Source organism: Brevundimonas sp. (assembly GCF_030656255.1).
Taxonomy (GTDB): Bacteria; Pseudomonadota; Alphaproteobacteria; order Caulobacterales; family Caulobacteraceae; genus Brevundimonas.
Window position 1 is genome coordinate 38,244 of the sequence record NZ_JAUSOE010000078.1, and the last position, 18,302, is coordinate 56,545.

The window sequence follows — 18,302 nt, forward strand, 5'->3', positions numbered from 1 at the left end:
CGTTGGCGGCCGGCCTCCGCCGCTATAGACCCAAGAAAAATTCCGTCTGGGAGCGGAAACGCCGAGTCATGAGCTGGCTGCCGAAATCGCCGAAGGCGCGCCGTCGTCTGTGGGTCGTCGCCGCCGTGGCGCCGATCCTGGCACTGGCGGTCGGCCTGTCGCTGTGGGCCATGCAGGACAGCGTGACCTTCTTTTATTCCCCGTCCGAAGCCACCGCCGACACGGCGCCGGAGGGGCGCAACATCCGCCTGGGCGGGCTGGTCGAGACCGGCAGCGTGCAGAAATCCGGCGACGGGGTCGTGGTCTTCACCGTCACCGACAATATCGCGACGACCCAGGTTCAGTATCATGGCGACCTGCCCGACCTGTTCCGCGAAGGGCAGGGGATCGTGGCCCAGGGTTCGTTCGGGGCCGACCGCGTCTTCCACGCCAGCCAGGTCCTGGCCAAGCACGACGAAAACTATATGCCGCGCGAGGTCGCCGACCGGATCAAGGCCAAGGGCGAGTGGCGGCCGGACGCTTCGACCAAGACCGCCCCCCTATGATCGCCGAACTCGGGGCCTTCGCCCTCTCTCTGGCCCTGGCTCTGTCGATTCTGCAGACGGCCTTGTCCGCGGCGGGACGGGCGCGGCGCAGTCCGGTGCTGGCCGGTGCGGGGCAGGGTGCGGCCCTGGCGGCGGCGGCGGCTGTCGCCCTCAGTTTCGCGGCCCTGATCTACGCCTTTGTCGTGTCCGACTTCTCGGTCTCCAACGTCGCGGCCAACAGCCACACCGACAAGCCGATGCTGTACAAGATCGCCGGCGCCTGGGGCAGTCACGAAGGGTCGCTGCTGCTGTGGTGCCTGGTCCTGACGGTCTTCGGCGGCGCCCTGGCCCGCGCGCGGGGTCTGCCGTTCGGGCTTAAGGCCTCGGCCGTGGCGACGCAGGGCGCGTTGGGCTCGCTGTTCCTGGCCTTCGCCGTCTTCACCTCCAGCCCCTTCACCCGTCTGGACCCCGCCCCCTTCCAGGGGGCGTCGCTGAACCCCTTGCTGCAAGACCCGGCCCTGGCCGTGCATCCGCCGCTGCTCTACGCCGGCTATGTCGGCTTCTCCGTCTGCTTCTCCCTGGCCGTCGCCGCCCTGATCGAGGGCCGGGCGCAGACGGCCTTCTGGCCCGCCTGGGGCCGGTGGGTGCGGCCCTGGGCCCTGGCCAGCTGGGCCTTTCTGACTGTCGGCATCACCCTGGGGTCCTTCTGGGCCTATTACGAGCTGGGCTGGGGCGGCTGGTGGTTCTGGGATCCGGTCGAGAACGCCTCCTTCATGCCCTGGCTGGCGGGCGCGGCCCTGCTGCACAGCGCCGTGGTGACCGAGCGGCGCGGGGCCCTGGCGGGCTGGACCGTTTTCCTGGCCCTGCTGGCCTTCAGCTTCTCCATGCTGGGCGCCTTCCTGGTGCGCTCCGGCGTCCTGACCAGCGTCCACGCCTTCGCCGTAGACCCTCAGCGCGGCCTGATGCTGCTGGCCATTCTCGGGATCACGGCCGGCGCCGCCTTCGCCCTGTTCGCCTGGCGCGCGCCCCAGCTGAAGGGCGGCGGCCTGTTCGCTCCCGTCAGCCGCGAGGGCGCCTTGGTGCTGAACAACCTGTTCCTGACTGCGGCCGCCGCGACAGTGCTGCTGGGCACCCTCTATCCCCTGATCCTGGAGGCGGCCTCCGGCGCCACCATCTCGGTCGGCCCGCCCTATTTCGCCGCCACCTTCGTTCCGCTGATGACGGTCGCCTTCATCATCCTGCCCGCCGGGCCGCTGCTGGCGTGGAAGCGCGGCGACCTGACCGGGGCGATGCAGAGGCTGGCCGTCGCAGCGGGCCTGGCCCTGGTTTCGGCCCTGGCCGCCTACGCCCTGTGGGAGCCGAAGAAGGCCCTCGCCGCCGCCGGGATCGGCCTGGGCGCCTGGCTGATCCTGGGCTCGTTGGCCGAGGTCGCCGAACGGGCGCGGCTGTTCCGCGCCTCGGGCGCCGAGACCTTGCGCCGGCTCAAGGGCCTGCCGCTGGGCGCCTGGGGCATGAGCCTGGCCCACCTGGGCCTGGGCGTCTTCATCCTGGGGGCGGTGGTCGAGACCGGCTTCAAGGCCGAGGCCGCGCGCGCCCTGTCCTTGGGTCAGAGCGTCTCCGCCGGCCCCTGGACCGTGACCCTGGATCAGGTCCGCGTGGTCGAGGGGCCGAACTATCTGGCCGAACAGGGCCGGCTGACGGTGCGGCCGTCCAACGACCGGGGCCGGGCCAGCACCGTCACGGCCGAGCGCCGCTTCTTCCCCGCCGGGGGCCAGACGACGACCGAGGTCGGTCTGGATTTCCGGGGCCTGGACGACGTCTATGTGGTGATGGGCGAGCGGGCGGGAACGCCGGATCAACCCGCCTGGGTCGTGCGCCTGTACTGGAACCCCTGGGCGCGGCTGATCTTCCTGGGGCCGATGATCATGGCCTTGGGCGGCCTGCTGTCCCTGCTGGACCGCCGCCTGCGGCTGGGCGTCGGCGCGCGGCGGAGGACGGCGGCGTGAGGCGGCTGTCGATCCTGCTGGCCGCGCCGGTCCTGGCGATCATGCTGACGGCGGCCGAACCCGCCGCCGCACCCGACCGGCCCCTGGCCGACCCGGCGCAGGAGGCCCGCGCCCAGGCCCTGTTCGAAGACGTGCGCTGCGTCGTCTGCCAGCACGAGGCCATCGCCGACAGTCCGGCGGGCGTCGCCGGCGACATGCGCCGCCTGATCCGCGAACAGATCGCCACAGGCGCCAGCGATCAGGCGGTGCGCGGCGATCTGGTGCGGCGGTTCGGCGACTATGTGCTGTTCACCCCGCCGATCCGGGCGGGAACCTGGCTGTTGTGGTTCGGGCCTTTCGCCCTGGTCCTGTCGGCCGCCGTCGTCCTGATGCTGCGCGCGCGCCGCCGCCCGGTCGAGGCCGCCCCCCTGTCGCCGGACGAAGAGCGCCGCCTGGACGAAGCTCTGCAAAATGAGAAGCTTCGCCGCGATCTGGACGCAACCTCGCCTCACGACGGGCGCTAGTCGGGATCATCCATCGAACGCTGGAATTGGCGTCTCGCCGGATCCATCTATATCAAACGCGAACGCGGGGCCCGCTCGGCCCTGACAGAGGATCGCAAGGACCACGATGCTGAAGCGCAAAGAGTTCATTCTCGGGGCCGCGGCCGGCCTGACCCTGGCGGCGGCGGCGACCGCCGGCGGCGTCATCAACTGGCCCGGCGCCCACGCCGACCCCCAGGCGGTGAACCGGATCACCCCTGTCCCGGCCAATGGAAACAGCTTCTCGCCCCCGCCCGGCGCGCCCAACAGCTTCGCCAACATCTTCGAACAGGTGGCCCCGGCCGTCGTTCAGATCGACGTGACGGTCAAGGTCGAACAGCCCCAGGGCGGCGCCTTCCAGATCCCCGGCCTGCCGTTCCAGTTCGTCCCGCCGCAAGGTCGCGGCGGTCAGGGCGAGGACGACGAACCCCAGACGACCCAGGGCGCCGGTTCGGGCTTCTTCATCTCCCAGGACGGCTTCATCGTCACCAACAACCACGTCGTCGCCGACGCCACCGAGATCAAGGTCAAGATGTCGGACGGCCGCGAGCTTCCGGCCCGCCTGATCGGCCGCGATCCGGGCACGGACCTGGCCGTGATCAAGGTCGAGGGAAGCGACTTCAAATACGTCAGCTTCGAAGAGACGGCCCAGCCCCGCGTCGGCGACTGGGTCATCGCGGTCGGCAACCCCTTCGGCCTGGGCGGCACGGCGACCGCCGGCATCGTCTCGGCCAAGGCCCGCGACATCGATCCGTCCGGCTATAACGACTACATCCAGATCGACGCCGCCATCAACCGGGGCAACTCGGGCGGCCCGACCTTCGACATCTATGGGCGCGTCATCGGCGTGAACTCGGCCATCTATTCGCCCACCGGAGCCTCAGTCGGCATCGGCTTCGCCATTCCAGCCGAAGTCGCCAAGACCGTCACGTCCCGCTTGATGCAGGGACAGACCATCGAGCGCGGCTATGTCGGCGTTAGCATTCAAAATATCCCTGACGGCGGCGTTGGCGCGCTTGGTCTGCCGGCGGGTACGAAGGGCGCTTATGTCGGTGAAGTCACGCCCGATGGTCCGGCGCAGAAGGCCGGCGTTCAGGTCGGTGACGTCGTCATCCAGGTAAACGGCCGCGATATCGATGGATCGACCGAATTGCGCCGACTCGTCGCCGCAACCGAAGCTGGGCAGAATGTGCGTTTCACCATCCTTCGCGACGGGCGGCGCCAGGAGCTCAACATTCGTGCTGCGAAACGCCCGCCGGAAGACGAGCTTGAATCCGCTTCGGGTGGCGAAAACGGGCCGTCCGTTCCGGGGGCTACGTCCGGTGCGACGGTTGAGGGAATGAAGGTCTCGCCGCTGAGCGCCGCCGTCCGCCAACGTCTCGGCCTTTCCGACGATGTTCAGGGCGTGGTTGTGACCGAAACCGTGCCCGGCTCGAAGGCCGCGCAACTCGGTATTCCGGCCGGCTCTATTATTCAGCGCGCGAACAACCAGGTGGTCGCCACCCCCGCCGATCTGGAACGCGCCATTGCAGCCGCTCGCGCCGCGGGACGTCCTGGTGTTCTTCTCATGGTTCGGAGCCAGCGAGGCGGCGCGATCTCGGTAGTGCTGGAACTTTCGCGCGAATGATCGGCAATCTGACTAAGCCGTAACTCACTGAATCGCCGCCGATGCGTTACCATCGGCGGCGATTTTGATTCCGGGAGGGGTTTCGATGCGGATTTTGGTGGTCGAAGACGACGCAGAGGCGGCGACCGCCATGGTGCGGGGCCTGTCCGAAGCCGGACATGACGTCACCCATGCCGTGGACGGGGCCTTCGGCCTGCTGGAAACCCAGAAGGGCGGCTATGACGTCTATGTGGTCGACCGGATGATGCCCCGCCTGGACGGCGTCGGCATGGTCGAGACCGTCCGCAAGGGCGGCGACCAGACCCCGGTCCTGTTCCTGTCGGCCCTGGGCGAGGTCGAGGACCGGGTCACGGGCCTGAAGGCCGGCGCCGACGACTATCTGGTCAAGCCCTACGCCTTCGCCGAACTGATCGCCCGCGTCGAGGCCCTGTCGCGCCGTCGCGAGACCGGCGGCGTCCAGACCGTGCTGAAGGTCGGCGACCTGGAAATGAACCTGATCGCCCGCACCGTCCATCGCGGAACGACTGAGATCGATCTCCAGCCGCGCGAATTCCAGCTGCTGGAGTTCCTGATGCGCCACGCCGGCCAGTCGGTGACCCGCACCATGTTGCTTGAGAAGGTGTGGGAATATCATTTCGACCCCCAGACCAACGTCATCGACGTCCATATCAGCCGCCTGCGCTCCAAGATCGACAAGGGCTTCGACCGGGCGATGCTGCAGACGGTGCGCGGCGCGGGTTATCGGTTGGAGGCGTAGCCATAATTCTCCCTCCCCCTCGGGGGAGGGGGGACGCGTAGCGTCCGGGTGGGGAGGGCAGGGCGACATGGCGATCATTGCTCGGGCGCGCGCCATGCGGAAAGCGCTCACCCCGGCGGAAGCCCGTCTGTGGGTCGCCCTTCGCGCTCTCCGATCTGACGGTCTGCATTTTCGTCGACAGGCGCCCCTGCGGGGCTACTACCTTGATTTCTTTTGTTGGGCCCGAGGGGTGATCGTGGAAGTGGACGGCGGGTCTCATCTCGACGAAGACCGCGCCCGGCAAGATCGCGTGCGTGACGCGGTCTTTGCCCGAGAGGGGCTGATAACCTTGCGCTATGACAATCTCAGGGTCCGGGATCAGTTGGCCCAGGTCATCGAAGATGTGCGCGCGCATTGCCTGGCCCGCCCCACCCGGTCGCCGCAGCGCGGCGACCCCCCTCCCCCGCAGGGGGAGGGAGAGTTCTCTTAACCCATGCGTCTTCCCTCCCTCCTTCGCCGCACGCCCTTCCGGCTGACCCTGCTGTTCCTGGCCCTGTTCGTGGCGGCGGCGGGGGCGAGCCTGGCCTATGTCTATTTCGCCTCGGCGTCCGAGGCCCAGACGCGGGCGCGGACCGATGTCGAGACGGAACTGGCCGCCCTGACCGCCGTCCACCGCACGCGCGGGATCGACGCCCTGAACCAGGCCCTGGTCGAACGCACGATCCGGGGCGGTCCCTATCTGTATCTGCTGACCGGACCGGACGGTAAGATCGTCACCGGCAATCTGTCGGTCATGCCGTTCGACCTGAAGGAGGCGCGTCGGCCGGGGACCGGCGAATGGAGCACCTTCCGCCTGACCAGCACCGATCCCGACGGTCGGGTCCAGACCCGCCGCTCCATCGGGGTGATCATGCCGCTGGCGGGGGGCGACACCCTGTTCGTCGGCGAGGATATCGGCGGGATCGAGGAATATCTGTCGCGCCTGACCCAGGCCCTGTGGGGGGCGATGGCCCTGGTCATGCTGCTGGGCCTGGCGGGCGGGCTCTACATCAGCCGCCGGGTCGAAAGCGCCATGGCCGGGCTGAACCGCGTGGTCCAGGCGGTGCAGGAGGGCGACCTGAAGGTCCGCGCCCCCATCCGCAACTCCGGCGACGAACTGGATGAACTGGGCCAGGGGCTGAACGCCATGCTGGACCGGCTTGAGGGGTCCATGGCCTCTATCCGGCACGCCGGCGACGCCATCGCCCACGACCTGCGCTCGCCGTTGACCCGGATGCGCGCCAAGCTGGAGGTGGCCCTGATCGACGCCGAGGCGGGCAAGATCGACGGGGTGGACGCCCTGGGCATCGCCCTGGACGAGGCCGATCACCTGCTGAAGACCTTCAACACCGTCCTGGCCATCGCCCGCCTGCAAGCCGGCGGAGCGCCGGATCCCAAGCCGATGGACGCGGGTGAACTGGCGGCCGACATGGCAGAGCTCTACGAACCTGCGGCCGAGGACAAGTCGATCGACTTCTCGTCCGAGGTGGAAACCGGCCTGATGATCGAGGGCAACCAGCCCTTCCTGGCCCAGGCCCTGGCCAATCTGATCGACAACGCCATCAAATACACCCCGGCCGGCGGGGCGGTGAAACTACGGGCGCGGCGGCGATCGTCGGGCGAGATCGAATATTCGGTCACCGACACCGGCCCCGGCGTGCCGGAAGAGGACCGCGAGCGCGTCGTCCAGCGGTTCGTCCGCCTTGACAACAGCCGCACCGAGCCGGGCTCGGGCCTGGGCCTGTCGCTGGTGACGGCGGTGGCCGAGGCCCACGGCGGCCGGGTGGTGCTGGACGAAGGCCCCGGCGCCTATGGGGGCTTCGGACCAGGTCTGCGGGTGGCCCTGGTGCTGCCCCCCGCGGGGCAGGCTTAGAGATTTCCGCTCATCCCCGCGAAAGCCGGGACCCAGTTCTTTGGGCGCGCGGCCTTGTGGCGCGTGTCAGGATTGTGGTCCAACGGCGGCGCCGAGCGAAAGCACTGGGTCCCGGCTTTCGCCGGGATGAGCGGAAGAGTTGAATGCCCGATCCCAAGCCTCAGCCCCTGTTCCAGATCCTGACCCCCGCCGGGCCTGTCGCCAATCCCGCCGCCGCCGACCGCCTGCTGGAGACCCTGATCGAGGCCGCCGACGCCGACGGTTGGCGCGAGACCCTGGACGCCGCCTGGCCCGCCCTGGCGCCGGTGGCGGGCGCCTCGCCCTATCTGGCGGGCCTGATGCGTCGCCGCCCCGCCCATCTGCGCCGGATTCTGGAACGAGACCCGACCTCGGGCTTGATCCGGATCCTCGCCGACACCGACGCCCTGGACGACGAACCCGACGCCGTGCGCGCCCCGTTGCGGGTGCTGAAGGCTGATCTGCACCTGCTGACGGCGCTGGCCGATCTGGGCGGGGTCTGGGACCTGGACCAGGTGACGGGCGCCCTGTCCAGCTTCGCCGACGCCGCCTGCCGCGCCGCCCTGCGCGCTGTCGCCGCCGAGCAGCGCGCGCGGGGCCGACTGATTTCGCCCCCCGACGATTCGCGCGGCCCCATCCCCGGCCTGTTCGGCCTGGCCATGGGCAAGCATGGCGCGAACGAGCTGAACTATTCGTCCGACATCGACATCTCGCTCTTCTTCGAGCCGCGCCTGATGGGCCTGGCCCTGCGCGAGGGCGAAGAGATGCAGGACTTCGCCAATCGCGTCGGCAAGGGGATCGCGACCCTGCTGACCGAACGGACGGCCGACGGCTATGTTTTCCGCGTCGATCTGCGCCTGCGGCCCGATCCGTCCTCGACCCCGCCGGTGGTGTCGGGTCCGATGGCCCTGGCCTATTACGAGAGCGTCGGTCAGAACTGGGAGCGGGCGGCCTTCATCAAGGCCCGGCCGGTGCTGGGCGACCCGCGCGCCGCCGTCCGGTTCGTGAAAGCCCTGCGCCCCTTCATCTGGCGTCGCAGCCTCGACTACGCCGCCGTCCTCGACATCCAGGCCATCAAGCGCCAGATCCACGTCCACAAGACGGGCGAGGGGCTGCAGGCCGCCGGGGCCAATCTGAAACTGGGCCGGGGCGGCATCCGCGAGATCGAATTCTACGCCCAGACCCAGCAGTTGATCCTGGCCGGTCGCGACCCCGCCCTGCGCGCCACGCGCACCCTGGACGCCCTGACGGCCCTGGCCCAGGCCGACCATATCCCCGCCGCCGTCGCCGAGGAGATGTCGGCCGCCTATGTCGAACTGCGCGGTCTGGAGCATCGGGTCCAGATGCTGGACGACGAACAGACCCACCGCCTGCCTGAGGATCCCCAGCGCCGCGCCGCCGTCGCCGCCCTGGCCGGCTGGACCGATCTGGCCGCCTTCGACGCCCATGTCGAGGCCCTGCTGGTCCGGGTCAACACCCGCTACGGCGAACTATTCGAGGGCGGGGAGGAGCTGGATTCCGCCTATGGCAGCCTGGTCTTCACCGGGGTCGAGAACGATCCTGAGACCCTGGACACCCTGCGCCGCATGGGCTTTTCCGAGGCGCCGTCGGTGGCGGACACCATCCGCTCCTGGCACCACGGCCGCATTCCCGCGACCCGCACCGAGCGGGGCCGTGAGCTGTTCACCCGCCTGGCGCCCCGCCTGCTGGAGGCCCTGGCCCGGTCCGGCGCGCCCGACGAGGCCTTCCGCCGGTTCGCCGTCTTCTTCTCCGGTCTGGCGGCGGGGGTTCAGGTCCAGGCCCTGTTCCTGAACCAGCCCAAACTGTTCGAAATGGTGCTGGGCGTCATGGCCTTCGCGCCGCGCCTGGCCCGGACCCTGGGGCGTCAGCCGGCGGCCCTGGACGGGGTGCTGGACGCTCGTTTCCTGGCCGACCTGTCGGAAGAGACCGGCCTGACCGAACAGATTCTGCGCGAAGCCGGCGAGACCGAGGATTTCGAAGGCGCCATGAACGCCGTGCGCCGCCTGCACCGCGAACAGATGTTCCGCATCGGCATCCACGCCATGACCGGCCGCGCCGGCCCAGAGGCCGCCGGTCGCGCCTACGCCGCCCTGGCCGACGCCGCCATGCGCACCCTGTCGCCCGCCGCCCTGGCCGAGACCGAACGGCTGGGCGGGGCCTTCCCCGGCGCGGTCGCGGTGGTGGCCCTGGGCAAGGCGGGCTCGCGCGAGATGACGGCCGGGTCCGACCTGGACCTGATGACCCTGTACGACGCCCCGCCCGAGACCGTGTCCGAGATCAAGGGCTGGACCGCCGACGTCTTCTACGCCCGCTTCACCCAGCGGCTGATCGCCGCCCTGTCGGCCCATACCGCCGAGGGCGGCCTGTACGAGGTGGACATGCGGCTGCGCCCCACCGGGTCCAAGGGGCCGGTCTCGGTGCGGCTGTCCACCTTCGACGACTATTACGCCGGCGAGGCCGAGACCTGGGAGTTCATGGTCCTGACCCGCGCCCGCGTCGTCTGGGCCAGCGATCCCACCTTCGGCGACCGGGTCTCGGCGGCGATCGAGGCGGCCCTGCGTCGGCCGCGTCCCGGCGTGGACGTGCCCGCCGACATCCGCAAGATGCGCGCCCTGATGGATCGGGAGCGCCGCCCGCACGGCTTCTGGGACCTGAAACTGTCGCCCGGCGGCCAGGTGGACGCCGAGTTCGCGGCCCAGTACCGCCAGCTCCAGGCGGCGGTACTGGGCGAGCCCCTGACCCTGTCGACGCTGGAGGCCCTGCACGACGACCCGGTCCTGGCCGAGGCCTGGCGGGTGCAGCAGCGGCTGGCCCATCTGCTGGCCGCCGCCTTCGAAGGCCGGGTCGATCCCGAGGCCGAACCCTCGGTCTTCCGGCTGCGGCTGGCCGAGGCGGCGGGCGCTCAGGACTTCGAGTCGTTGAAGACCGAACTGGCTGAACTGCGGGCCAGGGCGCGCAAGGCCTTCGAACGTGCGGTGCCCCTCACACGCGAAGAGATCAGTCGCGACGGAGAGTCCGAAGAGCCGCGTTCAATCTCCTGACAGGGCTGTCAACGACCGCTCAACGCGGTTCGAGGAGATTATCGAGATGAGAAAGATCGTTCTGAACGGCTTCAGCGCCATGGCCTTGGCCGCCGTCCTCGACGCCGGCGCCGGGGTCGCCACCGCCCAGGTTCCGCCGCCCCCGGCCGACGGTCCTCCGCCGCCCCATGCGCGCGGACCCGCAGACCGCGACGCCGACCTGACCCGCGCCGCCTTCATCGAGGCTCGCGTCGCCCGCCTGACCGCGCTCGACGCCGACCGCGACGGCACGGTCAGCGTGGCCGAGCGTGAGGCCGCCATGCAGGCCAAGCGGGCCGAGCGCGCCGACGACCGTTTCGCCAAGCTGGACGCCAACAGCGACGGCTCCATCAGCCGTGCCGAGTTCGACGCCGGCCACGCCGCCCGCCCGGACCGTGCCGACCGCGGCCCCGGTCCTGAACGCGCTCGGTCCGGTCCTCGCGGCGGTCCCCGTCACGCCATGCGCGGTCACGGCGGTCCGGAAGGGCGCGGTCCCGAAGGGCGTGAACGCGGCCCCGTGGTGATCTCCGAGGTCGCCGCCAAACTGGGCGAGCAGTTCGACAAGATGGACGCCGACCGCAACGGCGTGGTCACCGCCGACGAACGTCGGGCCGCCATGACCGCCCATCGTGCGGAACGCCAGGCCGAGCGTGGGGCCGAGCGTCAGCAACGCCGCGCCGGCCGTCCGGTGCAACAACCCGCTTCCCCGGCTCCGGCTTCGGAGTAAGAACGGTGTCGGGGTCGGCCGTATCGTGCGAATCGGTCCCTTTCGTCAGCAGCGGAAGAGGCGGGTTTGGTCGCGATCGTCGACCCCGACGAGGATCTGGTGCGCCGCGTGGGTCAGGGCGATCCGGCGGCCGCGCAGACGCTTGTCGCGCGCAAGCTGCCGCGAATCCTGGCCCTGGCCCAGCGCATGCTGGGCGACGCGGGCGAGGCCGAGGACGTGGCCCAGGAGACGCTGCTGAAGGCCTGGCGACAGGCGCCAAAATGGACCCCCGGCCAGGCCAAGTTCGACACCTGGCTGCACCGGGTGGCGCTGAACCTCTGCTACGACCGGCTGCGGCGACGGCGCGAGATCCCCACGGAGACGCCGCCGGATCGCCCCGACGACGGTCCGGCGCCGGATCGCGGCCTGTTGGCGGCCGAGACGGGCGCACGGGTCGATGGGGCGCTGAAACGCCTGCCGGACCGCCAGCGCGAGGCGGTGGTCCTGTGTCATTATCAGGAGCTGACCAATATCGAGGCGGCCGCCCTGATGAGCGTCAGCGTCGAGGCGCTGGAGAGTTTGCTGTCGCGCGGACGCCGCGCATTGCGTCTAGCCCTGGCGGACATCGCGCCGGGGATGGAGCCAGGGATGACTAAGGGAGACGGACGATGAAGGCGGATCGGTTGCACGCCCTGGCGGAGGCTTACGGCGCCGACCTGCGTCGGTGGCCCGCGTCTGAACGCGCCTTCGCCGAAAGCCTGATCGCCGCCGATCCGTCGCTGAAGACGGTGCTGGCCCAGGCGGCGGCGCTGGACGCCCTGCTGGACGCCTCGCCCGCCCCGACGCCCTCGGCCGACCTGACGGCGCGCCTGCTGGCCGCCGCGCCGAAGGCCAGGGCCCGTCGCTTCCATCTGGATCGGATCGCCTTTTATCTCGGCGCCGGCTGGGCGGCGGCGGCCTGCGCCGGCGTGGTCGCGGGCGTGGGCCTGACCACCCATGTCACCGCGGACGAACGGGCCGACGCGGTGCTTTACCAATCCTCCCTGGTCGGGGTGGACGATACGGAGGTTCTGGGATGAGCGGACGCAGCCTGAAGATCGCCCTGGCGGCGTCGGTGGCCCTGAACCTGTTCGCCCTGGCCGGCGGAGTCGCCTTCGCCGTCAGCCGGGCCAAGGTGGACGAACGGGTCGCCGAACTGCGCCGCCCCGCGCGTCCCGGCCCCTTCCGAGAGGTGATGGCCCAGCTCGAGCCCGAGGTGCGGCGCGACGTCCGCGCCAAGATGCGGGCCGCCGCGCTCGCGGCCCGGCCCGATTTCGAGGCCGCCCGCTCGGCGCGGGATCAGGCGGTTCAGGCGGCCGCCGAACCCCGGATGGACGCAGCCCGTGTCCAGGCCCTGCTGGATCAGTCGCGCACGGCCGAGATGCGGGGCCGCGCCCGTCTGGAAGGCGGGGCCATCGCCATGCTGGAAAACCTGGATGTCGAGGACCGCAAGGTTCTGTCCGGCCTGCTGATGCGACGTGGCCCCGGTCCCGGCGCCCAGGCGCCCGAGACCGGCCGCAACGCCGCGCCCCCGCCGCCGGGACCGGACGGCCCCGACGGTCCGGGTTAAGGCGGGTTCAGCCCTTTTTCGACGCCCGATAGGCGGCGACGGCGTCCACGGTGGCGCGGACCTTGGCCTCGATGGCGGCCCAGTCGCCCGATTTGACGGCCTCGTCGGTCACCAGTTTTGAGCCCATGCCCGCCGCCACGATGCCCGCGCCGAACCATTTGGCGATGGAGGCTTCATCCGGATCGACCCCGCCCGTCGGCATGATCTTGGCCCAGGGCATGGGCGCCCGGACCGCCTTGACGAAGTCCGGTCCGCCGACCGACGACCCAGGGAACAGTTTGACGATGTCGCAGCCCAGCTCGTGCGCCTCGCCGATGTCGGTCACCGAGCCGCAGCCGGGGAAATAGGCCACCATGCGCCGGTTGCACACCTTGGCCACGTCGGGGACCAGGCAGGGGCTGACCACGAAACGCGCGCCGCGGTTCAGGTAAAGCGACGCCGTGCCGCTATCGACCACCGAACCGATGCCCAGCACCACGTCCGGGTCGGTCCTGATCAGTTCGCGATTGATCTCGCCGAACAGGTCGCAGGCGAAATCCCCGCGATTGGTGAACTCCACCACCGGCGCCCCGCCGCGCGCGCAGGCGCGGATGACGTTCAGGCTGATCTCGGGATCGGAATGATAGAAGACCGGGCAGACGCCCTGGGTCTCCAGCGCCTGAAGCACGCTGACGCGATCATGGGCCATGTCTCAGTCTCCGCCTGTTCCGACCCGCGCCGGAACGCCTGTGTTGCACCGACCGGTCGCCCGGCGTCGCCCCTGCTTATCCCAGCCAACGCGGAAAGCGAAAGCGGCGGGGCCGGGTTTACGACGACGCAGCGGAACATATTGTTTCACCGGTGTCAGAGGCGCGAGGCTCAGTCCCCAGGATGTCGGCGCGCGGGCTTGAAATGCGAGTGTTCAGATGACGAGGCGCTCGCCGGGGGGCCGAGCCATCAGGGCGTCTATGGCGCCCTTTATCGTCAAGCTTCCGGCCGCCGGGGCGCGGCATGTGCGTCGCACTGCGGCGCGAGTTAGAGACAACGCGTACGCGCAACGAAACGGCCGCTTAACCCGCGTTATCTAAAACCAGCCGCAGGAGGGTCACATGATCCAGCTGCCAAGCGCGCAAGACGAAGTCCGCAGGTTAGCCATGCTTCAGTCCCTGGGGCTGAGTGATTGCGCGCCGGACGCCAGTCTTCAGGCGCTGGCCCGACTGGGCGCCGATCTGGCCCAGACGCAGATCGGTCTGGTGAATCTGATCGAGAGCGATCATATCCGCATCGTCGGGGCCGAAGGCTTCCCCGCGTCTCCGATCTGTCGGTGGGACTCCTTCTGCAATCATGCCCTGTTGAACCCCCGAGACCTGTTGTGGGTGTCGGACGCGCGCGCCGATCCGCGCTTCAGCGCCGGGCGTTACGTCGTCGGGGAACCGCACATCCGCTTCTATGTCGGCGTGCCCCTTCTGGTGAACGACTGCATGGTCGGCACCCTGTGCGTCCTTGATCCTGAGCCCCGCCCCTTCGACGCCGGGCTGGCCGCGCGGCTCAGGCTGATCGGCGACGCCTGCGCGGCTGAACTCGCCGAGCGGCACCGCACCAACGCCATGCGACAGGCGCTGGCGGCCTCGGCCGACGCCCTGGTGGACTGTGACCGCGACGGTCGCATCATCGGCTGGTCGGACGGCGCCGAGCGACTGTTCGGCTTCAGCTGTGACGAGGCCCTGAACGCCGAAGTCTCGATCATCATTCCTGCGGAACACAAGGAGGGGCATCGACAAGGCATGCGTCGCTGGCGAGACAGCGGGGCCGCCAGACTGGGCCGTCGTCTCGAGCTTCCCGCAATCCGACGCGACGGCTCGCCCATCGACATCGAACTGTGGATGTCGGTGTCGCACGAGGACGGGCGGCCGCAGGTGCATGCCAACATCCGCGATATCTCCGAACGCCGCGCCCAGGCGCGCGAACTGGCCGCCGCCGTCGCCAAGGCCGAAGAAGCCAACCGAGCCAAGACGGCCTTCCTGGCCAATATGAGCCACGAACTGCGAACGCCGCTGAACGGCGTGACCGCCTGCGCCGGGCTGCTGTCGAGTTCCGTCCTGACGCCGGATCAACAGCGTCTGGTCGGCATCATCACCGGCGCCGCGGACCATTTGAGCGGCCTGATCGCCGACATTCTCGACCTGGCGCGCATCGAATCCGGCGAGCTGAAGCTCAATCCGGCCCCCGTGGACCTGGAGGACTTGGTCAGGGGCGCCGCCGACCTGTGCCGGCTGAAGGCCGATGAAAAGGGCGTGGGCTTGAGGCTGGATCTGAGAGACATCCTCGGCGAACGGGTTTGGCTGGATTCAGCACGCTTCAAACAGGTGCTGGTCAACCTGTTGGCCAACGCCATCAAATTCACCGACTCGGGCGAGGTTCGCCTCAATGTCTCTCGCAAGGGAGACAGGTTCCGGTTCGAGGTCCGAGACACCGGAATCGGCTTCAGCCCGGAACAGCGAAACGCCATCTTCGACCGGTTTCAGCAGGCCGACGCGACGATCACGCGCCGGTTCGGCGGCACGGGTCTGGGCCTGGCGATCTGCCGCGACATCGTGCAGGCCATGGGCGGGGTCATGGACTGCCGCTCGACCCCCGGCAAAGGTTCGGTCTTCTGGGTCGAGCTGGACCTGCAGGCGGTCATTCGGGCCGAACAGTCAGTTCGCTCCGCCGATGAAGGCGCCGGGACGGGCGCCGGGACAGAGCTTGCCGGATTGCGGGTCCTGGTTACGGACGACAATGACACCAATCGGCAGGTGGTGGGCATGATCCTCGAAGCCGCAGGTCTGAGCCCGCAGTTCGCCGAAAATGGACGCGAGGCGCTGGAGGCCGTGGCCCGGGAAGATTTCGATCTCATCCTGATGGACATGATGATGCCGGAGATGGACGGCGTGGAGGCCACCCGTCGATTGAGGGCAGGGGAGGCGGGAGAAACGGCTCGCCACATCCCCCTGATCATGCTGACCGCGAACACCCTGCCCGAACATATCGCCGAAAGCGTCGCCGCCGGCGCAAACGGCCATCTGGCCAAACCGATCACGCCGGCGATCCTGCTGCAGCGCGTTCTCGACGTGCTGGACGATGGGGCCGCCGAGGCGGCGGACCCTCGCCATGAGCGACGCTTCGGGTCCGCCGCCTGAGTCGAAGCGGGCCTGAGTTGAAGCGCAAGGGGTGGAGCCGCTACCATTGGATGATGGGACGGTTCGTGCGGCTCCATCGGGTCCCTGTCCGGGTTACGCCAGCATGCGCACCTTCGGCTCGCGGTCCCACTGACGGGTGCGGGCCGGCGTCAGGAAGGCGTCGGCGCCCGACGACAGGTCGATCACCCCCTCGTCCGGCTCGACCCCGGCCTTGTCCAGCAGGGGCTGGGCCTCGGCGGTGAAACCGACGGCCTTCAGGTGGCCGAAGGCGTCCTTGGCGAAATCGACGGCGGCGCCTTCCTTCATCAGTTGCGCGCAGCCGTCCGCCGACAGGACGATGGCCACGGCGTCGAACAGCACCGAGGGACTGCCGGCCAGTTGACCGTCCGCCGCCAGGGTCGAACCGTCCGCCAGCTTGGCCCCGCCGATCTTGGGCGCGACGACGAAGACCGAACCCCCGTCGCCCTCCACCGCCTTGCGGACCTGGGCGACCACCGCCCCGTCGGACCCGTCGGCGACCAGGATGGCCACCTTGCGACCCTTCAGGATGTCCGGATATTTGCCGATGATCCGCAGCGCCGGCGACGGCTCCAGATTGATGGGGGCGACCGCCGGCTTGGACGCCTTGGGCAGGGGCAGGTTCAGCCCCTCGGCCACCCGCTGGGCCAGTGTCTGATCGACGTTGATCAGGTTGGACAGAATCCGCTCGCGCACGTGCGGCAGCGACACCTTGGACAGCTCGAACACGATGGCGCTGGCCAGGTGGGCCTGTTCGGGCGCGGTCTGGGACTGGAAGAACAACCGCGCCTGGCTGTAGTGGTCGGCGAAACTCTCGGCCCTCAGCCGCACCTTTTCGCCCTCGACCGGCGCCGGCGCTGTGCGGAAGCCGCCCTTGGGATCCTCGCGCGGGCCGCCGTCCTCGCCCGCCTCGGCCAGGCTGTTGGGCTCATAGTTGGCGCGGCCCTTGAAGACCTGGGTCTGCATATGACCGTCGCGCTGGAAGTTCTGGAAGGGGCAGCCCTTGGCCTGGTTGATCGGGATCTGGTGGAAGTTGACCGTGCCCAGACGCGACAGCTGGGTGTCCTGATAGGAGAACAGCCGCCCCTGCAGCAGCGGGTCTTCGGAAAAGTCGATGCCGGGCACGATATTGGTCGGCAGGAAGGCCGCCTGTTCGGTCTCGGCGAAGAAGTTGTCCGGGTTGCGATCCAGCACCATCCGTCCGATCACCCGGATCGGATAATCCTCTTCCGGCACCAGTTTGGTCGCGTCCAGAATGTCGAAGGGCAGGGCGTCGGCCTCTTCCTGGGTGAACAGCTGAACCCCGAACTCCCACTCCGGGAAGTCGCCCTGGGCGATGGCCTCATACAGGTCGCGGCGGTGATAGTCGGGGTCGGCGCCGGCGATCTTGACCGCCTCGTCCCAGCAGGTGGACTGGGTCCCCAGCTTGGGCCGCCAGTGGAACTTGACCAGGGTCGCCACGCCCTCGGCGTTGATCAGGCGGAAGGTGTTGACCCCGAACCCCTCGATCATCCGCAGGGATCGGGGAATGGCCCGGTCCGACATGGCCCACATGACCATATGGGTGCTTTCCGGCATCAGCCCGATGAAGTCCCAGAAGGTGTCGTGCGCGCTGGCGGCCTGGGGATAGCCCTTGTCGGCCTCCATCTTGACCGCATGGATCAGGTCCGGGAACTTGATTGCGTCCTGGATGAAGAAGACGGGGATGTTGTTTCCGACCAGGTCCCAATTGCCCTCGGTCGTATAGAATTTGACTGCAAAGCCGCGCACGTCGCGCGGCGTATCCACCGACCCGGCGCCGCCCGCCACGGTCGAGAACCGGGTGAACAGTTCGGTCTTCTTGCCGACCTCGGTCAGGATCTTGGCGGTGGTGAAGTCCGACAGACTATCGGTCAGTTCGAAGAAGCCATGCGCGGCAGAGCCTCTGGCGTGGACGATCCGCTCGGGGATCCGCTCATGGTCGAAATGCTGGATCTTCTCGCGCAGGATGAAGTCTTCCAGCAGGGGCGAGCCGCGCGGCCCGGCCTTCAGCGAATTCTGGTTGTCGCTGATCGGCGTCCCGTGGTTGGTCGTGGTGCGCGTCTGCGGCGTCGAGGCGGTTTGATGCAGTTCGCCTGCCTCGCCCGGTAGGCTCGCGATTCCTCCGGCGTTCGTCGGTGTCTTGGCCATGTCGGATCCTGTTTTTCGGGCAGCCCAGACCCGTCACAAAGGCGGGCGGCGCCAGACCAACGTCATGGGGCGGCAAACGTTCTGACCGGTTGCGCACAGACGCGTGTTTGGAAGCGCCGGAACGACTTGCCTGGGCCGTGCGCCACCCCATCTGACGCGGCGAGCCACTGGAGGCGGCGAGGGCTGTTTCAGACATTTCAGACGATTCAGACTGTGTT

The 18,302-nt window shown here is 69.1% G+C and carries 15 protein-coding genes; 13 read left to right on the plus strand and 2 right to left on the minus strand.

Annotated features, from left to right (window positions below; all coding sequences use genetic code 11):
• The first annotated feature begins 68 nt into the window (after nt 1-68).
• The 12 genes from ccmE (at nt 69) to Q7J26_RS08495 (ending at nt 12,739) form a co-directional block, all read left to right on the plus strand.
• Nucleotides 69-545 (plus strand): cytochrome c maturation protein CcmE, encoded by a 477-nt coding sequence (ccmE, locus tag Q7J26_RS08440; protein WP_304936019.1) that lies wholly within the window; start codon nt 69-71, stop codon nt 543-545.
• Nucleotides 542-2,530, plus strand: coding sequence for a heme lyase CcmF/NrfE family subunit (locus Q7J26_RS08445; RefSeq protein ID WP_304936020.1), 1,989 nt, complete (start codon nt 542-544; stop codon nt 2,528-2,530). Before ccmE ends, Q7J26_RS08445 begins: the two co-directional genes overlap by 4 nt.
• A complete protein-coding gene (locus Q7J26_RS08450; protein WP_304936021.1) occupies nt 2,527-3,033 on the plus strand; it encodes a cytochrome c-type biogenesis protein in 507 nt (168 codons plus the stop codon). The genes Q7J26_RS08445 and Q7J26_RS08450 overlap by 4 nt, the downstream gene beginning before the upstream one ends.
• Nucleotides 3,034-3,139: 106 nt before the next feature.
• Nucleotides 3,140-4,678 carry a Do family serine endopeptidase gene (locus tag Q7J26_RS08455; RefSeq protein ID WP_304936022.1) on the plus strand — a complete coding sequence of 513 codons (1,539 nt, stop codon included), beginning with the start codon at nt 3,140-3,142 and terminating at the stop codon, nt 4,676-4,678.
• A gap of 85 nt (nt 4,679-4,763) precedes the next feature.
• On the plus strand, nt 4,764-5,435 hold the full coding sequence (locus Q7J26_RS08460; protein WP_183196194.1) for a response regulator transcription factor: 672 nt from the start codon (nt 4,764-4,766) through the stop codon (nt 5,433-5,435).
• A 67-nt stretch (nt 5,436-5,502) separates the two neighbouring features.
• Nucleotides 5,503-5,904 carry an endonuclease domain-containing protein gene (locus tag Q7J26_RS08465; protein WP_304936023.1) on the plus strand — a complete coding sequence of 134 codons (402 nt, stop codon included), beginning with the start codon at nt 5,503-5,505 and terminating at the stop codon, nt 5,902-5,904.
• 3 nt (nt 5,905-5,907) lie between these two features.
• Nucleotides 5,908-7,326, plus strand: a complete 1,419-nt coding sequence (locus Q7J26_RS08470) for an ATP-binding protein (RefSeq protein ID WP_304936024.1) — start codon at nt 5,908-5,910, stop codon at nt 7,324-7,326.
• Between the two features lie 143 nt (nt 7,327-7,469).
• Entirely contained in the window at nt 7,470-10,406 is a 2,937-nt protein-coding gene (locus Q7J26_RS08475) for a bifunctional [glutamine synthetase] adenylyltransferase/[glutamine synthetase]-adenylyl-L-tyrosine phosphorylase (RefSeq protein WP_304936025.1), read from the plus strand.
• A gap of 46 nt (nt 10,407-10,452) precedes the next feature.
• Nucleotides 10,453-11,151 carry an EF-hand domain-containing protein gene (locus Q7J26_RS08480; protein WP_304936026.1) on the plus strand — a complete coding sequence of 233 codons (699 nt, stop codon included), beginning with the start codon at nt 10,453-10,455 and terminating at the stop codon, nt 11,149-11,151.
• Between the two features lie 66 nt (nt 11,152-11,217).
• Nucleotides 11,218-11,802, plus strand: coding sequence for an RNA polymerase sigma factor (locus tag Q7J26_RS08485; RefSeq protein ID WP_304936027.1), 585 nt, complete (start codon nt 11,218-11,220; stop codon nt 11,800-11,802).
• A complete protein-coding gene (locus tag Q7J26_RS08490) occupies nt 11,799-12,209 on the plus strand; it encodes a hypothetical protein (RefSeq protein WP_304936028.1) in 411 nt (136 codons plus the stop codon). The genes Q7J26_RS08485 and Q7J26_RS08490 overlap by 4 nt, the downstream gene beginning before the upstream one ends.
• Nucleotides 12,206-12,739, plus strand: a complete 534-nt coding sequence (locus Q7J26_RS08495; protein WP_304936029.1) for a periplasmic heavy metal sensor — start codon at nt 12,206-12,208, stop codon at nt 12,737-12,739. The genes Q7J26_RS08490 and Q7J26_RS08495 overlap by 4 nt, the downstream gene beginning before the upstream one ends.
• A 7-nt stretch (nt 12,740-12,746) precedes the next feature.
• On the opposite strand, the gene Q7J26_RS08500 is transcribed toward Q7J26_RS08495, so the two are convergent.
• Nucleotides 12,747-13,427, minus strand: coding sequence for a bifunctional 4-hydroxy-2-oxoglutarate aldolase/2-dehydro-3-deoxy-phosphogluconate aldolase (locus Q7J26_RS08500; RefSeq protein WP_304936030.1), 681 nt, complete (start codon nt 13,425-13,427; stop codon nt 12,747-12,749).
• A gap of 400 nt (nt 13,428-13,827) precedes the next feature.
• On the opposite strand from Q7J26_RS08500, the gene Q7J26_RS08505 reads away from it, so the two are divergent.
• The gene (locus Q7J26_RS08505) at nt 13,828-15,897 is read left to right on the plus strand and encodes an ATP-binding protein (RefSeq protein WP_304936031.1); all 2,070 of its coding nucleotides are present in this window, start codon (nt 13,828-13,830) and stop codon (nt 15,895-15,897) included.
• Nucleotides 15,898-15,990: 93 nt separating this feature from the next.
• Here Q7J26_RS08505 and Q7J26_RS08510 read toward each other — a convergent pair whose 3' ends face one another.
• The gene (locus tag Q7J26_RS08510; protein ID WP_304936032.1) at nt 15,991-18,084 is read right to left on the minus strand and encodes a catalase; all 2,094 of its coding nucleotides are present in this window, start codon (nt 18,082-18,084) and stop codon (nt 15,991-15,993) included.
• Nucleotides 18,085-18,302: the final 218 nt, after the last annotated feature.